The 16,860-nt window shown below is 55.0% G+C and carries 16 protein-coding genes; 8 read left to right on the top strand and 8 right to left on the bottom strand.

All coding sequences use genetic code 11. The features are described 5' to 3' along the window. Nucleotides 1-232 precede the first annotated feature (232 nt). The 4 genes from ACWI0H_RS09270 to ACWI0H_RS09255 all read left to right on the top strand — a co-directional run bounded on the left by ACWI0H_RS09270 (nucleotide 233) and on the right by ACWI0H_RS09255 (nucleotide 4,723). Nucleotides 233-910 carry a carboxypeptidase regulatory-like domain-containing protein gene (locus ACWI0H_RS09270; RefSeq protein ID WP_485875969.1) on the top strand — a complete coding sequence of 226 codons (678 nt, stop codon included), beginning with the start codon at nucleotides 233-235 and terminating at the stop codon, nucleotides 908-910. A gap of 49 nt (nucleotides 911-959) precedes the next feature. Then, nucleotides 960-3,317, top strand: coding sequence for a bifunctional diguanylate cyclase/phosphodiesterase (locus tag ACWI0H_RS09265; RefSeq protein ID WP_485875968.1), 2,358 nt, complete (start codon nucleotides 960-962; stop codon nucleotides 3,315-3,317). A gap of 122 nt (nucleotides 3,318-3,439) precedes the next feature. Next, entirely contained in the window at nucleotides 3,440-4,225 is a 786-nt protein-coding gene (locus tag ACWI0H_RS09260) for a DUF3034 family protein (protein ID WP_485875967.1), read from the top strand. Between the two features lie 63 nt (nucleotides 4,226-4,288). Then, nucleotides 4,289-4,723, top strand: coding sequence for a group I truncated hemoglobin (locus ACWI0H_RS09255; protein WP_485875966.1), 435 nt, complete (start codon nucleotides 4,289-4,291; stop codon nucleotides 4,721-4,723). Here ACWI0H_RS09255 and ACWI0H_RS09250 read toward each other — a convergent pair. The 4 genes from ACWI0H_RS09250 to ACWI0H_RS09235 form a co-directional block, all read right to left on the bottom strand. Continuing rightward, on the bottom strand, nucleotides 4,707-5,855 hold the full coding sequence (locus ACWI0H_RS09250; RefSeq protein ID WP_485876193.1) for a GGDEF domain-containing protein: 1,149 nt from the start codon (nucleotides 5,853-5,855) through the stop codon (nucleotides 4,707-4,709). The two genes, ACWI0H_RS09255 and ACWI0H_RS09250, sit on opposite strands and share 17 nt — an antisense overlap. Then, the gene (locus ACWI0H_RS09245; RefSeq protein WP_485875965.1) at nucleotides 5,852-6,352 is read right to left on the bottom strand and encodes a hypothetical protein; all 501 of its coding nucleotides are present in this window, start codon (nucleotides 6,350-6,352) and stop codon (nucleotides 5,852-5,854) included. The genes ACWI0H_RS09250 and ACWI0H_RS09245 overlap by 4 nt, the downstream gene beginning before the upstream one ends. 214 nt (nucleotides 6,353-6,566) lie before the next feature. Further along, a complete protein-coding gene (gene ccoM / locus ACWI0H_RS09240) occupies nucleotides 6,567-6,722 on the bottom strand; it encodes a cytochrome c oxidase subunit CcoM (protein ID WP_157826455.1) in 156 nt (51 codons plus the stop codon). A gap of 120 nt (nucleotides 6,723-6,842) precedes the next feature. After that, nucleotides 6,843-7,361 (bottom strand): FKBP-type peptidyl-prolyl cis-trans isomerase, encoded by a 519-nt coding sequence (locus tag ACWI0H_RS09235; protein ID WP_485875964.1) that lies wholly within the window; start codon nucleotides 7,359-7,361, stop codon nucleotides 6,843-6,845. Nucleotides 7,362-7,458: 97 nt separating this feature from the next. On the opposite strand from ACWI0H_RS09235, the gene ACWI0H_RS09230 reads away from it, so the two are divergent. Continuing rightward, nucleotides 7,459-8,820, top strand: coding sequence for an AmpG family muropeptide MFS transporter (locus ACWI0H_RS09230; protein WP_485875963.1), 1,362 nt, complete (start codon nucleotides 7,459-7,461; stop codon nucleotides 8,818-8,820). A gap of 48 nt (nucleotides 8,821-8,868) precedes the next feature. Here the strand turns inward: ACWI0H_RS09230 and ACWI0H_RS09225 are convergent, their stop codons facing one another. Together ACWI0H_RS09225 and ACWI0H_RS09220 are read right to left on the bottom strand one after the other, a co-directional pair. Further along, nucleotides 8,869-10,683 carry an SEC-C metal-binding domain-containing protein gene (locus tag ACWI0H_RS09225; RefSeq protein ID WP_485876191.1) on the bottom strand — a complete coding sequence of 605 codons (1,815 nt, stop codon included), beginning with the start codon at nucleotides 10,681-10,683 and terminating at the stop codon, nucleotides 8,869-8,871. Between the two features lie 77 nt (nucleotides 10,684-10,760). Further along, entirely contained in the window at nucleotides 10,761-12,002 is a 1,242-nt protein-coding gene (locus tag ACWI0H_RS09220) for an ABC1 kinase family protein (RefSeq protein WP_485875962.1), read from the bottom strand. 209 nt (nucleotides 12,003-12,211) lie between these two features. Between ACWI0H_RS09220 and ACWI0H_RS09215 the strand changes: the two genes are divergently transcribed. The 3 genes from ACWI0H_RS09215 (at nucleotide 12,212) to ACWI0H_RS09205 (ending at nucleotide 15,785) form a co-directional block, all read left to right on the top strand. Then, complete coding sequence (locus ACWI0H_RS09215; protein ID WP_485875961.1) at nucleotides 12,212-14,137, top strand: DNA topoisomerase III; 1,926 nt, start codon at nucleotides 12,212-12,214, stop codon at nucleotides 14,135-14,137. A gap of 86 nt (nucleotides 14,138-14,223) precedes the next feature. After that, entirely contained in the window at nucleotides 14,224-14,847 is a 624-nt protein-coding gene (locus ACWI0H_RS09210; RefSeq protein WP_485875960.1) for a type IV toxin-antitoxin system AbiEi family antitoxin domain-containing protein, read from the top strand. A gap of 32 nt (nucleotides 14,848-14,879) precedes the next feature. Then, a complete protein-coding gene (locus ACWI0H_RS09205) occupies nucleotides 14,880-15,785 on the top strand; it encodes a nucleotidyl transferase AbiEii/AbiGii toxin family protein (RefSeq protein ID WP_485875959.1) in 906 nt (301 codons plus the stop codon). Between the two features lie 165 nt (nucleotides 15,786-15,950). Here the strand turns inward: ACWI0H_RS09205 and ACWI0H_RS09200 are convergent, their stop codons facing one another. Both ACWI0H_RS09200 and ACWI0H_RS09195 read right to left on the bottom strand, forming a co-directional pair. Then, complete coding sequence (locus tag ACWI0H_RS09200) at nucleotides 15,951-16,502, bottom strand: GrpB family protein (RefSeq protein WP_485875958.1); 552 nt, start codon at nucleotides 16,500-16,502, stop codon at nucleotides 15,951-15,953. 112 nt (nucleotides 16,503-16,614) lie between these two features. Continuing rightward, entirely contained in the window at nucleotides 16,615-16,854 is a 240-nt protein-coding gene (locus ACWI0H_RS09195; protein ID WP_336274894.1) for a hypothetical protein, read from the bottom strand. Between the last annotated feature and the right edge of the window lie 6 nt (nucleotides 16,855-16,860).

Below are 16,860 nucleotides of genomic sequence, written 5' to 3'. Positions count from 1 at the left end.
CAGTTATCGAACACCGTTTTCTCAGTATTCACTTTAACCACCGCTTCAACAGAGCGCCACTAATCGGGGCTGTTTTCCCTATTGTTTACTCTTTATTGCAAGAGTTGGCTTACCGTTAAGCCGAAAGCATGACTTTCTTGCATAATCCTTTCACTATTAGCCTCAACGCAGCATCAGAAAAACACGCTGCCAATGACATATATTACCCCTCAACGTGAGATGCCGACTTCCAATGCCAATACAACGTCGCCTTTATGTTGGTTTTATCAGCACATTCACTGCTGCGCTCGTTGGGTTGGCGATAACTCTCTTTAGCACGACAGCTAACGCTGCAAAGATCACCGTCAACAGCGACGAAGGCTTACCCCTTGAGGATGCCGTTGTGGAGGTCTACTACGACTCAGCATCTGCCAATCAGCCACAAAAACAGAATATCTATCAGCGCGATGCGACCTTTCATCCCAGGGTGCTAACCGTGCCCACCGGCAGTTATGTGGCATTTCCCAATCAGGACACCACACGCCACCACGTTTACTCTTTTTCACCGGCGAAAACGTTTGATTTGAATCTGTACCTACAGGAAACACCCCCACCCGTTCATTTTGATCAGGCAGGGGTCGTCGTATTGGGATGCAATATCCATGACCATATGCAGGCCTTTATAGTGGTCAGCGATGCGCCCTATGCGGCAATAACGAATGCCGACGGCACGCTGACCCTACCCGTTTTACCGCCAGGCCAGCATCGTGTACGTGTTTGGCATCCTCGCCTTGATGACAGTCAACAACGCTGGTGGGACGGGACAATTACCGACACAGATCAGTTGGACGTCCGTTTAGAGCTCAACGCGTTGCCACCGCCCGAGCCAACGCTGTCTCCTCTTCAGCAGCGATTTAAAGATGCCAGTTAGGCACTTTCCAGCGCTTAAAATACGTTGATCCGCCATTTTCGAGGTTGCTATGCGCTTTCGAACACGCCTGATGCTGGTACTGCTAACGGTGGTGATTGTCTCTCAACTCGCCACTGGCGTGGCGTTTCTCCGCGCTACGCAAAACGACGTTCTTGCCAAAGGCTCCCAGCGTTTAGAGGTAGGCGCCAACGTACTGCAGCAATTGCTGGATTCACGCGGCGAACAGTTAAGAGATAACGTCGCTATCCTGGCCGATGATTTCGGCTTCAAGAGCGCCGTTTCTACCCAGGATACCGAAACCCTCTACTCCGTGCTGGCCAACCATGGCGACCGTGCCAATGCCGACATGGTGCTTTTAAGTAGCCTTGATGGCCATATTTTGGCAAGCAGCCATCATGTACAAAATAGCCCGATGCCTTTCCCGCAGCTCTTGGCGCGCGCGCGCCAGGAGGGCACCGCAGTTAGCGTCGTGATTGCCGAGGGGCAGCCGTATGAGTTCGCCCTGCTGCCTGTGCGTGCGCCGAATCTGATTGGTTGGGTGGGGATGGGCTTTTTAATCAACGAAGCAGTGACCGAGGAGATTAATGCGCTAACCGGGCTTGAAATAAGCGTGGTCAACTATCGCGATAACGGCGAGATAAGCTACCTCGCAAGCTCCCACCAAGAGCAATTAGCACGGCAGTTAATGAACGGCAGCGGTGACGAACTCATGAAAGGGGAATATTCATCCACTAGCCAAATGACACCCGATGCTGAGTATTTTTCCTATGCCACCCCGCTCTATGCCGATGACAACAATCAAACCTATGCATTACTGCAACTTTCGCGCAACGAGCTGCTGGGGGCTTACCGTTCACTGCAGTGGCAGCTACTCGGTATTGTCGCGTTAATCCTGCTGTTTACCCTATTGGTGGCCATGTGGAGCGCGCGAAGCATGAGCAAACCGCTCATAGAGCTGGCCAATGCGGCGCGGCGTATCGGCCAGGGTGAGCGTATTACCCGCTTATCAATTGGCCAAGAGCGTAGTGAAACGGGCCTATTGGCATCAACACTGCTCTCTATGCAGGAAGATATTATTCAGCGGGAAGCCGTACTTCATCACCAATCCCGCCACGACTTACTCACCGATTTACCCAATCGTATCAGCGCCCAGGAAGATATTAGTCTCTCAATCCAACGGGGCGAGCCCTTCACGCTACTGCGCCTAGCGATCAATAATTTTCGCGATATTAATGACACCTTTGGCTACGCGCTTGGGGATCATCTATTGGCCACTCTGGCCAATCGTTTGCAACATTTGCCTGCGCCAGAAAACAAAGCGTATCGGCTGGATGGCGATGAACTGTTACTGCTCGTCAAACAACCCAGTAGCAGCGTTGCGTGGCGGACACAGCTGTTTGGCATCCTAAACCAACCCATTGACCTGGATAAATCGCCCATCACCCCCTCGCTTTCAGCGGGTGAAACGAACTACCCCGAGCATGGTGACAGCCCTCAGCTATTATTGCGCCGTGCTGATATAGCGTTAGACATGGCACGCCGCCATCGGCATGCGCATCAACACTACCTGGAGGGGCAAGATGAACATCATTTGCGCCAGCTCACGCTCATTCGTGACCTGCAGGAGGCCGTGGGCAATGGGGAATTGTGGATGGCGTATCAACCCAAGGTGGATATTCATACGGGATTAGTCCATCAGTGTGAGGCGCTGATGCGCTGGCGTCATCCCTCACTGGGCTTTGTGCCGCCCGATGAATTTATTGGGCTGGCCGAACGCTCGGGCAATATCCGCATGCTTAGTCAGTGGATGCTAAGCCACGTTTGCGCGCAGATCCAAGCTTGGCAGCGGCGTGGCTATCACTTGTCGGTAGCCGTTAACCTCTCCGCCAGCGATGTTATGGATCCGCAGTTAGCGACACACCTAGCCGATCTCCTCAAGCGTTATCAGCTCACCGCCGACCAATTGAGCTTAGAAGTGACCGAAAGTGCGGTAATGCAGGATATGGATGCGGCCATGACCACCCTGCTAGAACTCACCCAACTAGGGTTGTGTATCGCCATTGATGATTACGGCACCGGCTACTCCTCACTGGCACAAATTAAGCGCCTGCCCGTGCATGAGCTGAAAATCGACAAATCGTTTGTGCTGGCACTCGACACCCAGCAGGACGACTTCACCATTGTCCGCTCGACAATCGAGATGGGCCACAGCTTAGGCCTGCGTTTGGTTGCAGAAGGAGTTGAGAATCGAGCCAGTGCTGAACTACTTAGCACGCTCGGCTGTGACTATCTACAAGGCTATTGGATTGCCAAGCCGATGCCCGCTGAAGAGCTCACCAGCTGGTTGGATAATTTCGCCCCGCTGGTGCTTCCCCTCCCCACCCTATCGCCCATGGAACCTAACTAGAGAACCCCATGACGTTACGCTACACCGTACCAATGTATTTAGCTTCGCTCAGAACCATATCGAAGGCCTTACTTTGTCGTCTCGTTGTCGCTTGCATCACCCTTAGTTTGGCGATAGCCGTCATGCCTAGCCATGCTGGTAGCCGTATTTTAGGTACCGGCGGGGTGAGTGCCATTGAAGGCGCAGCGGGGGGTGGTTTATCTCCCTGGGCGGTGCTTGCCAGCACAGCAAGCGAGCAGGAAGTAGGCGTTACCGCCGCCGCTACCCGCGCCTGGGTAGACGATTACCGGCTGACGGTAACCGGCGCCAGTCTGAACGTTTACGATCGAGCTGAAGTCTCTGTGGCGCGTCAAACGCTTGATTTAGAAACGCTAGGCGGCGAACTGGTTCAGGATATTTACGGTGCTAAAGTACGTTTACTGGGCGATGTGCTTTATCACCCCTGGGGCATTTGGAGCGTTGGGTTACAGCACAAACGGCTCGTTGACGGCACCATCCCCACCGCCCTGGGTGCCGACGAAACACACGGTACCGATATTTATCTCAGCGCCAGCAAACTGCTGTTTAGTGCAGTTGCGGGCCGCAACGTGCTGCTCAACACAACACTGCGCAATACCGATGCCAACCAGGGAGGCCTACTCGGTTTTGGTGGCAACCAAGATGGCCGCTCGTGGCTAGCCGAGGGTAGCGTGGGGCTGTTTGTTACTCCCCATTGGGTTATTGGCGCTGAGTATCGTCAGAAACCCGACAACCTAAGCGCGGCGAGAGAAGATGACTGGCAAAGTCTTTACAGTGCCTACTTTTTCAATAAGCATCTATCGCTCACAGGCGCTTGGCTGGATTTAGGCGACATTGCTGGCCTGTCTTCCCAGCGCGGCTGGTATCTTTCACTCCAGGCCGCTTTTTAAGTTCACTACTTTAAGTTCACTGTTTTAAGTTCACTGCGAGAGCTCATCCACAAGGACATAACAATGCACCGCTATTTAATGGCTCTTATGTTGGCGACCATCGCACTTTCTCTGGCCAGCTGTGCACACAATCGCAACCAAGCGACGCTCTACGAGCGCCTGGGAGGGCAGCCTACGATCGACGCAGTGGTTGAAAACCTCTTATACCGGATTGCGGATGATGCCGAGGTGGTGGTGTTTTTTGCAAACACGAATATCGACTTATTTGCTGAATCGCTGGCTAGCCAACTATGCGATATCAGCGACGGCCCCTGCCGCTACGAAGGCCCGCCGATGGATCGTGCCCACCAGCATATGGGAGTGACGAACGTACATTTTAATCGTGTGGTGGAACATCTCGACGCGGCGATGGAGGAGGAAGGTATTACGCTTGGCGCACGCAATGAACTACTGGGGAGGCTCGCCCCCTTGTATGCAGAGATTATGCGTCTTCAGTAACCTGCCAACCATCACGCCCTGCTGCTTTTACCCGGTAGAGCGCTTTATCGGCGGCTTCGTAGGCGTGGGCAAACGTATGTTCAGCTGCTACAAAACAGCTGCCGCCAACGCTCAAGGTGACGCCTTTTTTATCGGGATGGGCGGGGTGTGAAAAACCAGCTTCATGCAACCCTTCAATCAACTGGTGGCAGCAACTTTTCAGCGTTTCATTGTCGGGGCAGTGAAGGAGTGCCGCAAATTCGTCACCGCCCAAACGGTAGAGCTGCGCTTCATCATTAAGCGTTTTCCCAATCAAAGTGGTCAATTGGCGTAAAAGCATGTCACCTTGCGGGTGCCCATAAGCATCGTTGTACTGCTTGAAAAAATCGATATCAAGAAGGATCAGCCCCAACGATTGGTGCTGTTTCGCTAACACATCTTGATGCAAAGCACTGCGATTGCCGATTCCGGTGAGCGGATCACGCATCGCGCGCTGCATCCACTCGAAAGTCTCTTGCGTTGCATGATCGGTGCGCCGTAATTGGCGCTCATGAAGCCACCAAAACACCAGCCCCATCACGAAGATCAATAGGCTGGAATACGTCAGTACTTGGTTATGTTGGCGAGTGCTTACGGAGAAATCATTGATCGCCGCACCACGCTGGTCTAACTGATCCATCTCAATGTGGGTAAGGCACTGTATTGGCCCAAACAACTCGCCTACCGCGCCGACTCGATCAATTTCGGCCACCTCTAATCGTGCTAATACACGGTTTAAAATTCTCAGGCTTGGCTCCGTGCACTCATACTGATGCCGATAAACATGCATGTCGGATAAGCCGTAAGAGAGCTCAATGTCGGTGATAGCCGCAGCGAAAGCTGCCTGCTCAGGCTGGTCGGCTAGCAGCTCGGATTGGGCATTTTGTAAGTAAACCCGCGAACGGGTGGCCAGTTGCTGACCGGTCAAATTGCCCGTCTGGCTAAAATAGGCCTGTATTTCTGGGTAAACCCAGCGCGACTCATAAACAATCAGCACCATCAGCGCCAAAAAGCTCATCACGCTCAGCGACAGCCATGTGACATAGCGAGGCTGGCGAGCTAAAGGGCGTGGTTGAATGGATGGCGCCACCGCAGGCTTGGCTTTGGATATCACCACTTCGCCTCTATGCTACGAATCATCCAGATCCAGTCATTGAAATCCCGCAGGTTCGCGACATCGCGGCCACTATAGTCTCGCTCTACCAGCCGCACGGGACCTCGTGTACGAATGGTTAACGGGGCACCATCTTCTGAGGTAATTAAATACCAGGAGGGGTCGTCCCACCCTTCAAGGGTCACTTCGTAGTCATCCCAGGCGGTGAAGTGCAGCGCTGGCGGTACTTCACCAAACTGATCAATCAAAAAATCTTGAAACGCTACGCCCTGCATTTCTACATCGCGCCCCTGGTAAGGGTCGTAAAGTGTAAAAGTGGTATCAGATATAGCGTGTAAATCACTTAAAGCGATCTTCTGGGTGACATCGCCATTGATAATATCCAATGCTTGTGCAAAGGCAGACGCGGGCAATAAGGTGCTAGTGCTAATTAACACGCACGCTAATAGACCACGTGCACGAACCCATGGGCTGCGTTGTAAGACAACTGCGTTCATGGCAAAGCTTCCTGATGTGTTAATCCTTTCAACGAACTTTACCAGAGCCCGCCTAGCTTTTCTTTTCAACGCTGGCTATATAATTTCAACTCACGATGAATATGAAATATGGAATATGAAACGTAAAAAAGCCAGCCCACTGTGGGCTGGCAACAAGAGGCTCACTAAGCTAGTAAACCCCCTCCCCTGACAACGTTGACGCAAGGCAGGTCGGCTATTTTTTGCGTTCATCCTTACGCAGATGATCGCGAATCACGAAGCCGACCCAACCCACCATAAAAGCGATAACCAAAGCGACGGTGACCAATCCGAAAACAACTGTGTCATCCCAATACATGGTGAATCCTCCCGCCGTGATGTATGCGTTCATACTAGTCACTCAACGGTGGGAGAATGCTGACCTAGGTCAAGTTGCGAGTGGCGGGAGTACGCGGTTGAATAGGAAATTGATACTAGTCAATTTTTGGGCGTTCATAGCAGTGCAGCCACGTTATAGAACTTTACGGTCTTCAACTTTGCTGTGCTCAGTGCCCGGCGGTAACGGGTGGCCTTTGGCAAGCTCTGCGCGGGTGGCGTCGCGTACGTCCAGAATCGTTACCTGATAGTTAAGCGTGCGCCCGGCAAGCGGATGATTGGTATCCACAGTGACACGGTCGCCCTCCACTTCCAGCACGGTGACAATTTGCGGACCGGCTTCGCCTTCGGTTTGAAAACGGCTGCCAGGGGTCAATTCCGCATTGCCAAAGGAGCCACGGCTGACCTCCTGGATCAACGCCTCGTTGCGTAAACCATAGGCATCGGCAGGCATCAGTTGAACGCTTAGCTCGGCGCCAACCGCTTGGCCCGCTAGGGCATTTTCCAGCCCCGGCACAATATTGTCGTGGCCGTGAAGATACTCCAGCGGCTTATTGCGCGCCTGGGAGTCATCCAATACCTGCTTGCTGCCATCGTTGAGCACGTCGCTAAGAACATAGTGCAAGGTAACTACCTGATGCGCCGTAATCGACATGGAAAACTCCTCTCCGGTAAGCTGTCGGCTTTGTAATCGAACACTGCCTCAGTTTATCACTTGGCCATTGCTAACGTCTTTCCAGGAGTAGCGCTTAATGTTAAGCCCCACCCCCCAGCCCAGTTGGCTTGCTGCGCTGGCGATTTATTGTCGTGCGCCCGTTATCACCATGCTGTTTCTGGGGTTTTCTGCAGGGCTGCCTTTTCTGTTGGTGTTCTCGACGCTCTCCGCCTGGCTACGCAGCGATGGCGTGGAAGTTGCGGCGATCGGCTTTTTTGCCTGGATCGGCATGCTCTACTCGATCAAGTTTTTCTGGGCCCCGGTCGTTGACCGGTTAGCGCTACCGTTGATGACCCGCGCCTTCGGCCAGCGCCGCGGCTGGATGCTATTAGCGCAAGGGATGATTGCTGCCGGGCTGGTGGGACTCGCCGGTTTAAGCCCGGTCGGCAATCTCGGCTGGGTGGCCCTGTTTGCACTGCTGGTTGCCTTTGGCTCAGCGACGCAAGATATTGCCATCGACGCCTACCGGATCGAATCCGCGGATGACAACGTCCAGGCAGCCATGGCCTCGACCTATATTATTGGCTACCGTGGAGGCCTGCTTGCCGCTGGCGCAGGGGCGCTCTATATCGCGGCGTCTGCCTCTTGGGATGTTGCGTATCTCAGCATGGCAGCACTGATGAGCATTGGCGTGCTGACCGTACTGCTGCGCCCGGAACCCAAACGCGCATCACTTTCCATTCAGCTTATTCACGAGCCGAGAGTCCGTGCCTTTATTCGCGCCAGCCGTGGTAAACCCAAATTTTTACGCCGTATGGGCGCCTGGAGCATTGGCGCGTTGGTGTGCCCTTTTACCGACTTCTTTAGCCGCTATGGGGTAAAAGCGCTGTGGATTTTGGTGTTTATTGCAGTGTTTAGAATCAGCGATTTGGCCATGGCCTCTATGGCCAATCCGCTCTATATCGATTTGGGCTTTTCGCTGGCGGAAATTGCTAACGTGACCAATATGTTTGGTATCGCGATGAGTATTACTGGCGGGATTCTAGGCGGGCTGCTGGTGGTGCGTTACGGCATCGGCCCGCTGCTAATCTTCGGGGCGGGGTTGGTCTTGGTGACCAACCTGCTGTTCGCGGCGCTTGCGGTAGTGGGTAATCAACTACCTATGTTGGTCGTCACGATTATTGGCGACAACCTCGCCAACGGGTTGGCCAGTGCGGTGTTTATCGCCTTTCTTTCCAGCCTCACTTCACGCGCTTATACCGCGACGCAGTATGCGCTTTTCTCATCGCTGATGACGCTACCGGGGAAATTCTTGAGCGGTTTTGGCGGGCTCGTGGTTACTGCCGAGGGCTACCCGAGCTTCTTTGTCATCGCCACTCTACTCGGCGTGCCCGCCATTGTGCTTGCCATCTGGATCAACCGCGACAAGCAGTTAGTGCCTACCCCCAAGCCTGCTTAAACAGGCTTGAAGGCCAGGCTTGAAGGATTAGACGAGTGAATATTTGGGCTAGCGGTGTGATTCAAGCCAATCCAAGGCGCCCGGCGTCGTACGCCACTGATCGCGCATCAGCGTGCGGTACTGCCAGGCTTCGGCCCGGGAGCCGGGGTCAACCTGGCCATCTGGGTGGGGCATGGAAGGCCGCGGGTTTTCGGCGCAGATCAGCTCTAGCGCGTAGCGGTTATGACCAAGCACATCACTAAGCGCCGTTTCAGCGGCTTCGCGCTGCTCTAACCGATAGAGCGCCAAGGTCTTGCCCATCAGCAACCCCAGCACCAGCGAGCCGTCGTCATTATCTTCGGCAAGCGCCAGCGCTTCTTCGTTACGGTCGTCGCGTAGCAGTTGATCCAACACCAACTCACGCAGCCCCAAGCTATCTTCCTGGTCGATCAGCAATAGTTCTTCGGCCAGCTCGCGAGAGTGCTGGCGCGCGCCACGCTCCATACCGACCACCAGCGCCAGGCCGGTGCGCAGTAGTATGGCATTGTCAGCATCATCCCAACATAGGTTGCCGTCGCCCTCGGCACGGGCCTGTTCCATCCAGCGTGAAAGACGCAGTGCCAACGGCTCCAGCAGGCTAGGTGCCATCCACGGCAGGCTGCCAAAACGGCTGGTAAGAGCCAGTGTTAAATCTTGCACCACCTGCGGGGCATCCAGCCATTCTGGATGCGCGCACAACGCCGACATCCATTCAACCGCATTGCCCCAGGGGTCATCGCGGAAACCCAGCGCCACGTCTTCATCCACCAACACCTGAAACTGCTCATGCCAAGCGGCAAACAACGTCGCTTCGCGGGCGCTGGTGTTATATAGCAATCGACCACTTTCAGGGTCAGCCTGAATATCGATTTTCGGCGCGGTAGGTAGTGCAGCCAGCAGCGCCTGAAGCGATACCAGCGGTGTGGCCAGGTCTTCTTCTGCACTGAGCAGTTGGTCTGCTAGCGTTGCCCCGGGGTTTTCCGCCAGAGCGGCCAGGAAATCCAGTTGGTCTTCGTCCAGTTCGCCCTGACGAACCAGGCGGCGATACCAGAAGTTGGCGCGCTCCTTGGCTTCCTGCTCGTGGCCTTCATGCAGCAGCAGCATGGCTTCGATGTAAGCCAACGTCGGCGAATCGGGCAGCGCCTGTTGGGCTTTTACAAAGGCACCCCGGGCGCTATCCAAGTCATCATTATCCAGGTGCATCAGGCACAGACGTTCGAGAGCGACGCCACGCAGGAACAGCGGGCCGCGCTCCATGACATCGTCGAGCAGATCGGCACGCTTGCGGGTAAAACCGCGCTCTTGATAAATATCCAGCAGGATTTCAAAGGCGGGTTCAGCCTGCTCGGGCAGCCGTGACCAGTCGCTGCCATCAAACAGTGACTCTAGAATCTGCATGGCGCGACCGGTCTGGCCGCTTTCAGCCGCAATAAGGCCCGCTTCCAGCAGCGCTTGCGCCGGTGCCTGCTGGCTATCCAGCGCCGCTTTCAGGGTAGCGCCCTTCCACTCACGCAGCGAGAGCATCCACATCATCTGATCGGGGATGTCGGTGGGAAACTCGACTTTGTAGCAGCACTGCTTAAATTTGCGCCCAGAGTCGCACCAGCACGGCTCGTTGCGCCCCGGCGTGGCAAGTGGCTCGCAGGCAAAGCTAAGCCGCTCCAGCGGGGTTTGTGACCACAACACTGGCGCCAGCGCCTGTGCCATGGCCACATCGCCTTCAAAGGCGTCCGCGCCCTTGGCGCGCACCCAGGTCATGAAATCGGGATAATGCTCTTGCTGCCTGATTGCCGAGAGTGCCCCAGAGGCAAACCCCAGCAGCTGATCGACCCATACCGCCAGCATTGCCATCTCCACTGTGTTTAAAGGCGACATAGTTTATCACGAAGGCTGACACCATCGCAGCGGCAATCGGTTTATCGTTAATGCGCCCATTTAAGCAATGGGCGTGTGCGCTCATGCATATCCAGCCTCGCGCCTAAACGCACCAAATTCCAGTAGTGACCATTGAGCGCGCGAGAGAGCAACAACGTATCCGCGGGCGGCTGCAGACGATCCATCGCCGCCCACACTTTCGGCGTGAGCTCGCGTAAACGGCGGTGAACACGCACGTCGCTGAAATCCTGTTCACCCGGCGCGAATAGCGGCGCGATACACTCCGCCGATTCGCGATAGAGAGCTAACGGCGCGCCCTGCCCCTGGCGACCGCCCATCTGCATCAGCGCCTCATCCATGCCCATGGGGTCATGCTTCAAGGTGGCATCAAGCAGTTGCATCATTGCTTTGATGCGCTCCTCGGGCACGGCGATGACGGCACCTAAATCATAAATAACCAGTCGCCCTTGGGCGTCTGCAGCGAAGTTACCGGCGTGCGGGTCGGCGTGAAGTTCGCCGTAGGTAAACAGCTCCTGAGTAATCCAGTCTGCCAATGTCTGGGCAATGCCCTGGCGGGTGGCATCATCGGCGTCTGCCAGTTCTCGCAGCGGCGTGCCTTGGACATAGCGCATTGCCAACACATGTTGGCCGGAAAACGCTGGTAGCGGCTCGGGAATAACGAGCCGGGGGTCATCTTTATAACGTTCACGGTAACGGGCCAATGTATCGGCTTCAGCTTGATAATCCAGCTCTCCCCTCAGGCTTTCGGCAAGCTCATTAAACAGGGCATCCAACCGCGCCTGTGGCACCTTAAACCAACGGCCTAACCGCATGATGCGCCGCACCTGAACCAAATCACTCTCTAATACGTCGGCAAGGCCCGGATACTGCACTTTGAGCACCACCGTTTCGCCCTCATGGGTGGTGGCACGGTGCACCTGCCCCATGGAAGCGCTGGCAAAGGGTCGCTCCTCAATCTCACTGAAATAGTGGTCGATGTCACCGTACTGCAGTACCAACGCTTCACGGATACGCGGCCACGGCATGGGTTCGGCTTGGCGCTGAAGGCGAGCTAGCTCCTCCGCAAGATCCGGGGGCAGCAGGTCATCCCATTGAGACATGATTTGCGCAAGCTTCATGGCCGGGCCTTTCAGTTCGGAAAGCCCTTCGAACAACGCTTCCCCCAGGGCGCGCCAATCCGCCTGGCCACCTAAGCGGGTTTTCAGCAACGCCCCACCAGTTCGTGCGCCCAAGCCCATCAAGCGCCATGTTCTGCCTTGTTCACGCATTGGTCATGCCCCTCACGTCACTGTTTTTATGACTAACGACAGTGCCAGCAAATAAAATTATCTATACACAATTTATACAAGTTAACAGCATTGATCACTTACTGCATCACACTACGTATCTCAACCACACAAACCAATCCCGGTCACTAACGATGAAGGCGTCTGCTACCATAGGCGCCATCAAAGGATACGATAAAGGCTTCGCTGCTATGCGCCTGATAATTGCCGAAAAACCCAGCCTCGCCCAAGCCATTGCCGAGGCGTTACCGGGCACTAGCCGACGCCAAGATGGCGCTGTGGTATGTGGTGACACCACGGTCACCTGGTGCCTGGGGCATTTATTAGAGCAAGCGCCGCCGGAAGCCTACGATCCCGCCGATAAACAGTGGCGTTTAGATCGCCTCCCGATTGTGCCGCACCAGTGGAAATTGATGCCTCGTTCTAAAGCACGCGGCCAACTGGCAGTGATTCGTAAGCTGATCAAACAGGCCACCGATGTCGTTCACGCTGGTGATCCCGATCGCGAGGGTCAGCTGCTGGTGCAGGAAGTCATTGAGTACATGAAGTATCGCGGCCCGGTGCAGCGGCTGCTGATTAGCGATCTTAACAAGCCCGCCGTCAGCCGGGCACTTGCCAAGCTGCGCTCCAACGTTGAGTACCAGCCGCTCTTTCTAGCAGCCCAGGCGCGTTCCCGTGCCGACTGGCTGTATGGCATCAATCTAACCCGTGCGTGGACACTCACTGGCCGCCAAGCGGGTCACGACGGCGTGCTTTCCGTAGGCCGTGTGCAAACCCCAGTCCTGGGGCTGATTGTGCGTCGCGACAACGCCATCCGTGACTTTGTACCCCACCCGTTCTATCCACTATGGGTGGATCTCAAAGTTGCCCAGGGTCAACTGCGCGCCTGGTGGGCCCCCAAAGAGCATGAACCTCTCGATGATCAAGGGCGCTTGATTGATCGCGCGCCCGCGGATGTCCTAGCAGCGCAGTTACCCGGCGCATCAGGGCAACTGACCAAGCTCGACCAGCAGGAGAAACGCCAGGCACCGCCGCTGCCCTACTCACTCTCCGCGCTGCAGGTAGATGCCGCCCGCCGCCATGGACTTTCCGCGCAGATGGTGTTGGATATTTGCCAGCGGCTCTATGAGCGCCACAAGCTGATTACCTACCCCCGCTCCGATTGCCGCTACCTGCCCGAGGAGCATCTTCAGCTAGCCCAGCGCAGCCTGACCAGCGCCTGCCAAAACGATCAGGAACTTCAGCAGTGGCTGAAGGGCGCAGACTTCACTTTGCGCTCCAAGGCGTGGAACGATAAGCAGGTGGGCGCGCACCATGCGATCGCACCCACCGGCAAACCGGCAGATTTCAGTCAGCTTTCCGGCACCGAAGGCCATGTGTTCCGCTTAATCGTGCGCAACGTGATGGCGCAGTTCTACCGCCCGCTGCGCACTTTCGAGGTCAAAGCGGAGTTTACGCTACTGAATGAAGCCTTCCGCGCCCGCGGGCAAAGCATTCTCGACCCCGGCTGGAAGCCACTCTTCACCACCCGCGATGAAACCCCACCGCTGCCCCCGCTCACCCAAGGGGAGCCCTGCCAAGCGTTAGGCGCAGGGGTTGAAGAGAAGGAAACCCGCCCGCCGGAACCGTTCACCGATGCCAGCCTGATCAAGGCCATGATGAACATTGGCCGCTACGTGGATGATCCTGACGTACGCCGCACCCTACGCGACACCGACGGCCTGGGCACCGAAGCCACCCGCGCGGGCATTATCGAAACCCTAGTACAGCGCGGCTACTTAGTTCGCCAGCAAAAAGCCCTGCGCGCCACCAAGCTTGGCACTGCCTTGATCTCCGCCCTACCCAGCGCCGTCAGCACCCCCGAACGAACCGCCCTTTGGGAACAGCGCCTACGCGCGATTTCCGAACAGCAGGACGACCCCGGCGCCTTTCAGCAGGCGTTGTTGGATGATTTACGCGGCCTGCTCACTCACAGCGACGCGGCAAAGCTCAGGCAGAGTTTGCAGAGCGCACAGGGTGAGGCAGGTGGCGCAGCGAAGCGTCCGGGTAAGACAAGGAAAACTACTAAAACCAAACGCGCCAACTACCCGAAGCGCAAAGCTGCCAACCCTCGCTGAAATTACTTGCAACTAGCACTAACGCTGCTTGAATCTTCACTAGCAATCAGACAAACTGTCACCAGATATAAACAAGTGGTGACAATTTGTCTGTCCAAGACTCCACCCCCCCATCTTCTCGGGCGCACCTCCAAACCCTGTTCCGCCAGCACGGCGGACAGCTTCGCCTGAGCGAGGCACTGGCTCGGGGCCTTAGCCGACACCAGTTCTATCGGCTCCGCGATGAAGGACTTATCGAGCCGCTCAGCCGTGGCCTGTACAGGCTAGTGGACCTGCCGCCGATTGAAAATCCGGATTTGGTGGCCACCGTTTCCCGTTTTCCTCATGCCGTGCTATGCCTCATTTCGGCGCTGGATTGGCACGGCATCACCACGCAAATTCCCCACCAAGTTCATTTAGCGGTGGAACGGAATGCCCGCTTGCCGATTTTGGATTACCCCCCAGTGGCCGGATACCGATTCTCCGGCCAAGCCTTTAGCGAAGGTATCGAGCAGGTCGAGGTAGATGGCATCACGCTACAGGTCTACAACCCGGAAAAAACCCTGGCGGACTGCTTCAAGTTCCGTAATCGCATCGGCATGGATGTGGTGCTGGAGGCTCTGGAGCTTTACCGCACCCGCAAAACCTTCCTGCCTGGGAAGATAATGGAATACGCTAATATCTGTCGCGTCGCCAAGGTCATGGCGCCTTATGTGGAGGCCAAGCTGTGAAGAAAGCCCACGCAAAGCGAAAGGAGATGATCGTGGCCCAAAACATCACCGCCTCTGTTCGCCAGAAATTGCTGAACAAATCCCGAGAAGAAAAACGCCCCTTTCAGGAGTTACTACAGTACTACGCCATGGAGCGTTTTCTTTACCGGCTTAGCCAATCGACTCATAAACGCAGTTTTACCCTTAAGGGCGCCCTGCTGCTATGGGTTATGCAGGGGCCGGATATACGACCGACGCGTGATATCGATATGCTGGGCCAAACAAGCAATCGCCCAGAGGCTATTCTGGCCCAAGTGAGCGATGTGCTGGCCACGGGCGTTGTGGATGATGGTTTATCTTTTGATTCAAATACTTTAAAAGCCGAAGCCATTACCGAAGACGCCGACTATCAAGGGATTAGGGTGACATTTACAGGGTTGCTCGGCAACGCCAAAATTCCCATGCAATTGGATATTGGCTTTGGCGACATTATTTTCCCACTGCCTTCCTGGCAGACGTGTCCTGCCTTGCTGGGCTTCCCCACCGACAGAATTCTTTGTTACTCACCAGAATCATCCATTGCTGAGAAATTTCAGGCGATGATTAAGCTGGGCGAACTAAACAGCCGCATGAAAGACTTTTACGATATTTGGTCACTCTCGCGGCAGCACTCTTTCACACTCTCGGACCTAGCTGGCGCAATAACAAGAACCTTTGCCAACCGGCATACGGAGCTCCCTGAAACCAATCCTTTTTCTACCGCTTTTGTGGACAGCAAGCAGCCACAATGGCAGGCTTTTCGTAAGCGCCTTGGCCAACCCCATGTGCCGGAGGCATTTTCGGAGGTTGTCGCAGCGGTGTTGGAATTTCTTGCTCCTGTGATAGAAAAAACAGCCGCCGGCCTCGTGCAGAAAATCTGGCACCCACCCGGACCATGGAGTCGGCAGGTCGATGGCTAGGTATTTTCCGAAGACAACATCAAACACTAAAGCTCGCCGCAAATAAACGTAAACGGTTCGATGACTAACTCTCATAAAAAGTTTGGTGCATTATCCTTATCAAGCAAACGTTATAACCCCTTGTCTCAAGCTCAGCTTACTAAGTGATTACTCAAAAGTAACCACCTAGCAGCAAGCCTTACCCCCAAAGCTAAGTGCTTCACAAATAAATTCTCCTTTAGCCTCCGTATAAGCTTCTCGATCACTCTTTAAATCTGCCGCCCACTGACGCTTTTTCGTCTCATACTGCTGTGCAAGCCCAATATCAACACGAAGTAGATCGCGAAACGCTAATCGCCGATTCCATTCCTGACAGTTATGTACCATTAAATGCAGATGGTGTGTCCTGCGCCCATTGGCCCACCGCATCAACCAGCGTCTCCCAACCAACAAGGCGTTGTACTCCATTGAGGTTGTATATTTTGAAGCGCATAACGGTGTCATTAAATCATCGGCGTTTGGCATAGAATCGACGCCTGCCAAGATATCAATGATCGGTTTGGCAGAAAGCCCAGGTACGGCAGTGCTACCAATATGTTCGATTGCCACAAACTCACCAGGAAACAAACCCAAAAGCCTATCTCGCTCGTCCTCAAACAAAGCTGGCCAAGCAGTATTGTATGGAGTGAGCACCACCTCCTCGTTAATCGCTCGACTTAAGGATTCCGCTTCATCCACGACTTTCATGCTCCCTGTTTAGAGTATTGATACGCTTTGTTATATCAGCTCAATGTTGGCCCATTTTTTATGACTAAATGCGTTTGCATACTGCATCTTTTCTCCCCTACATTTACCAAGTCTCATCCGTCCCCGGCGGCCCCACATCAATCTGCATATCGGGCGCAATATCCACCACGCCTTGTATATGCTTTAGCCGTTCCGCAGTAACATCGTCTGCCGAGCCGGTTATACAGCCGATTTCTTCAAGAATGTCCTTGATGGTCAGCCCTTCCTCGCTGAGGCGTGTGGCCACTTCATTTATCGGTTGATCGCTGGAAATAGTGATCAACCATAGCGCTACCGCTGGCATCTGGCA

It is taken from the genome of Halomonas sp. NYA30 (assembly GCF_976980765.1).
The sequence above is the reverse complement of the archived record's forward strand: the minus strand, read 5'-3'. Positions and strand labels throughout refer to the sequence as shown.

Coding starts and splice junctions, on each gene's coding strand:
- ACWI0H_RS09270 (WP_485875969.1), top strand. CDS start 233: ATGCCAATACAACGTCGCCTTTATGTTGGTTTTATCAGCACATTCACT.
- ACWI0H_RS09265 (WP_485875968.1), top strand. CDS start 960: ATGCGCTTTCGAACACGCCTGATGCTGGTACTGCTAACGGTGGTGATT.
- ACWI0H_RS09260 (WP_485875967.1), top strand. CDS start 3,440: ATGCCTAGCCATGCTGGTAGCCGTATTTTAGGTACCGGCGGGGTGAGT.
- ACWI0H_RS09255 (WP_485875966.1), top strand. CDS start 4,289: ATGCACCGCTATTTAATGGCTCTTATGTTGGCGACCATCGCACTTTCT.
- ACWI0H_RS09245 (WP_485875965.1), bottom strand. CDS start 6,352: ATGAACGCAGTTGTCTTACAACGCAGCCCATGGGTTCGTGCACGTGGT.
- ccoM (WP_157826455.1), bottom strand. CDS start 6,722: ATGAACGCATACATCACGGCGGGAGGATTCACCATGTATTGGGATGAC.
- ACWI0H_RS09235 (WP_485875964.1), bottom strand. CDS start 7,361: ATGTCGATTACGGCGCATCAGGTAGTTACCTTGCACTATGTTCTTAGC.
- ACWI0H_RS09230 (WP_485875963.1), top strand. CDS start 7,459: ATGTTAAGCCCCACCCCCCAGCCCAGTTGGCTTGCTGCGCTGGCGATT.
- ACWI0H_RS09225 (WP_485876191.1), bottom strand. CDS start 10,683: ATGCTGGCGGTATGGGTCGATCAGCTGCTGGGGTTTGCCTCTGGGGCA.
- ACWI0H_RS09220 (WP_485875962.1), bottom strand. CDS start 12,002: ATGCGTGAACAAGGCAGAACATGGCGCTTGATGGGCTTGGGCGCACGA.
- ACWI0H_RS09215 (WP_485875961.1), top strand. CDS start 12,212: ATGCGCCTGATAATTGCCGAAAAACCCAGCCTCGCCCAAGCCATTGCC.
- ACWI0H_RS09195 (WP_336274894.1), bottom strand. CDS start 16,854: ATGCCAGCGGTAGCGCTATGGTTGATCACTATTTCCAGCGATCAACCG.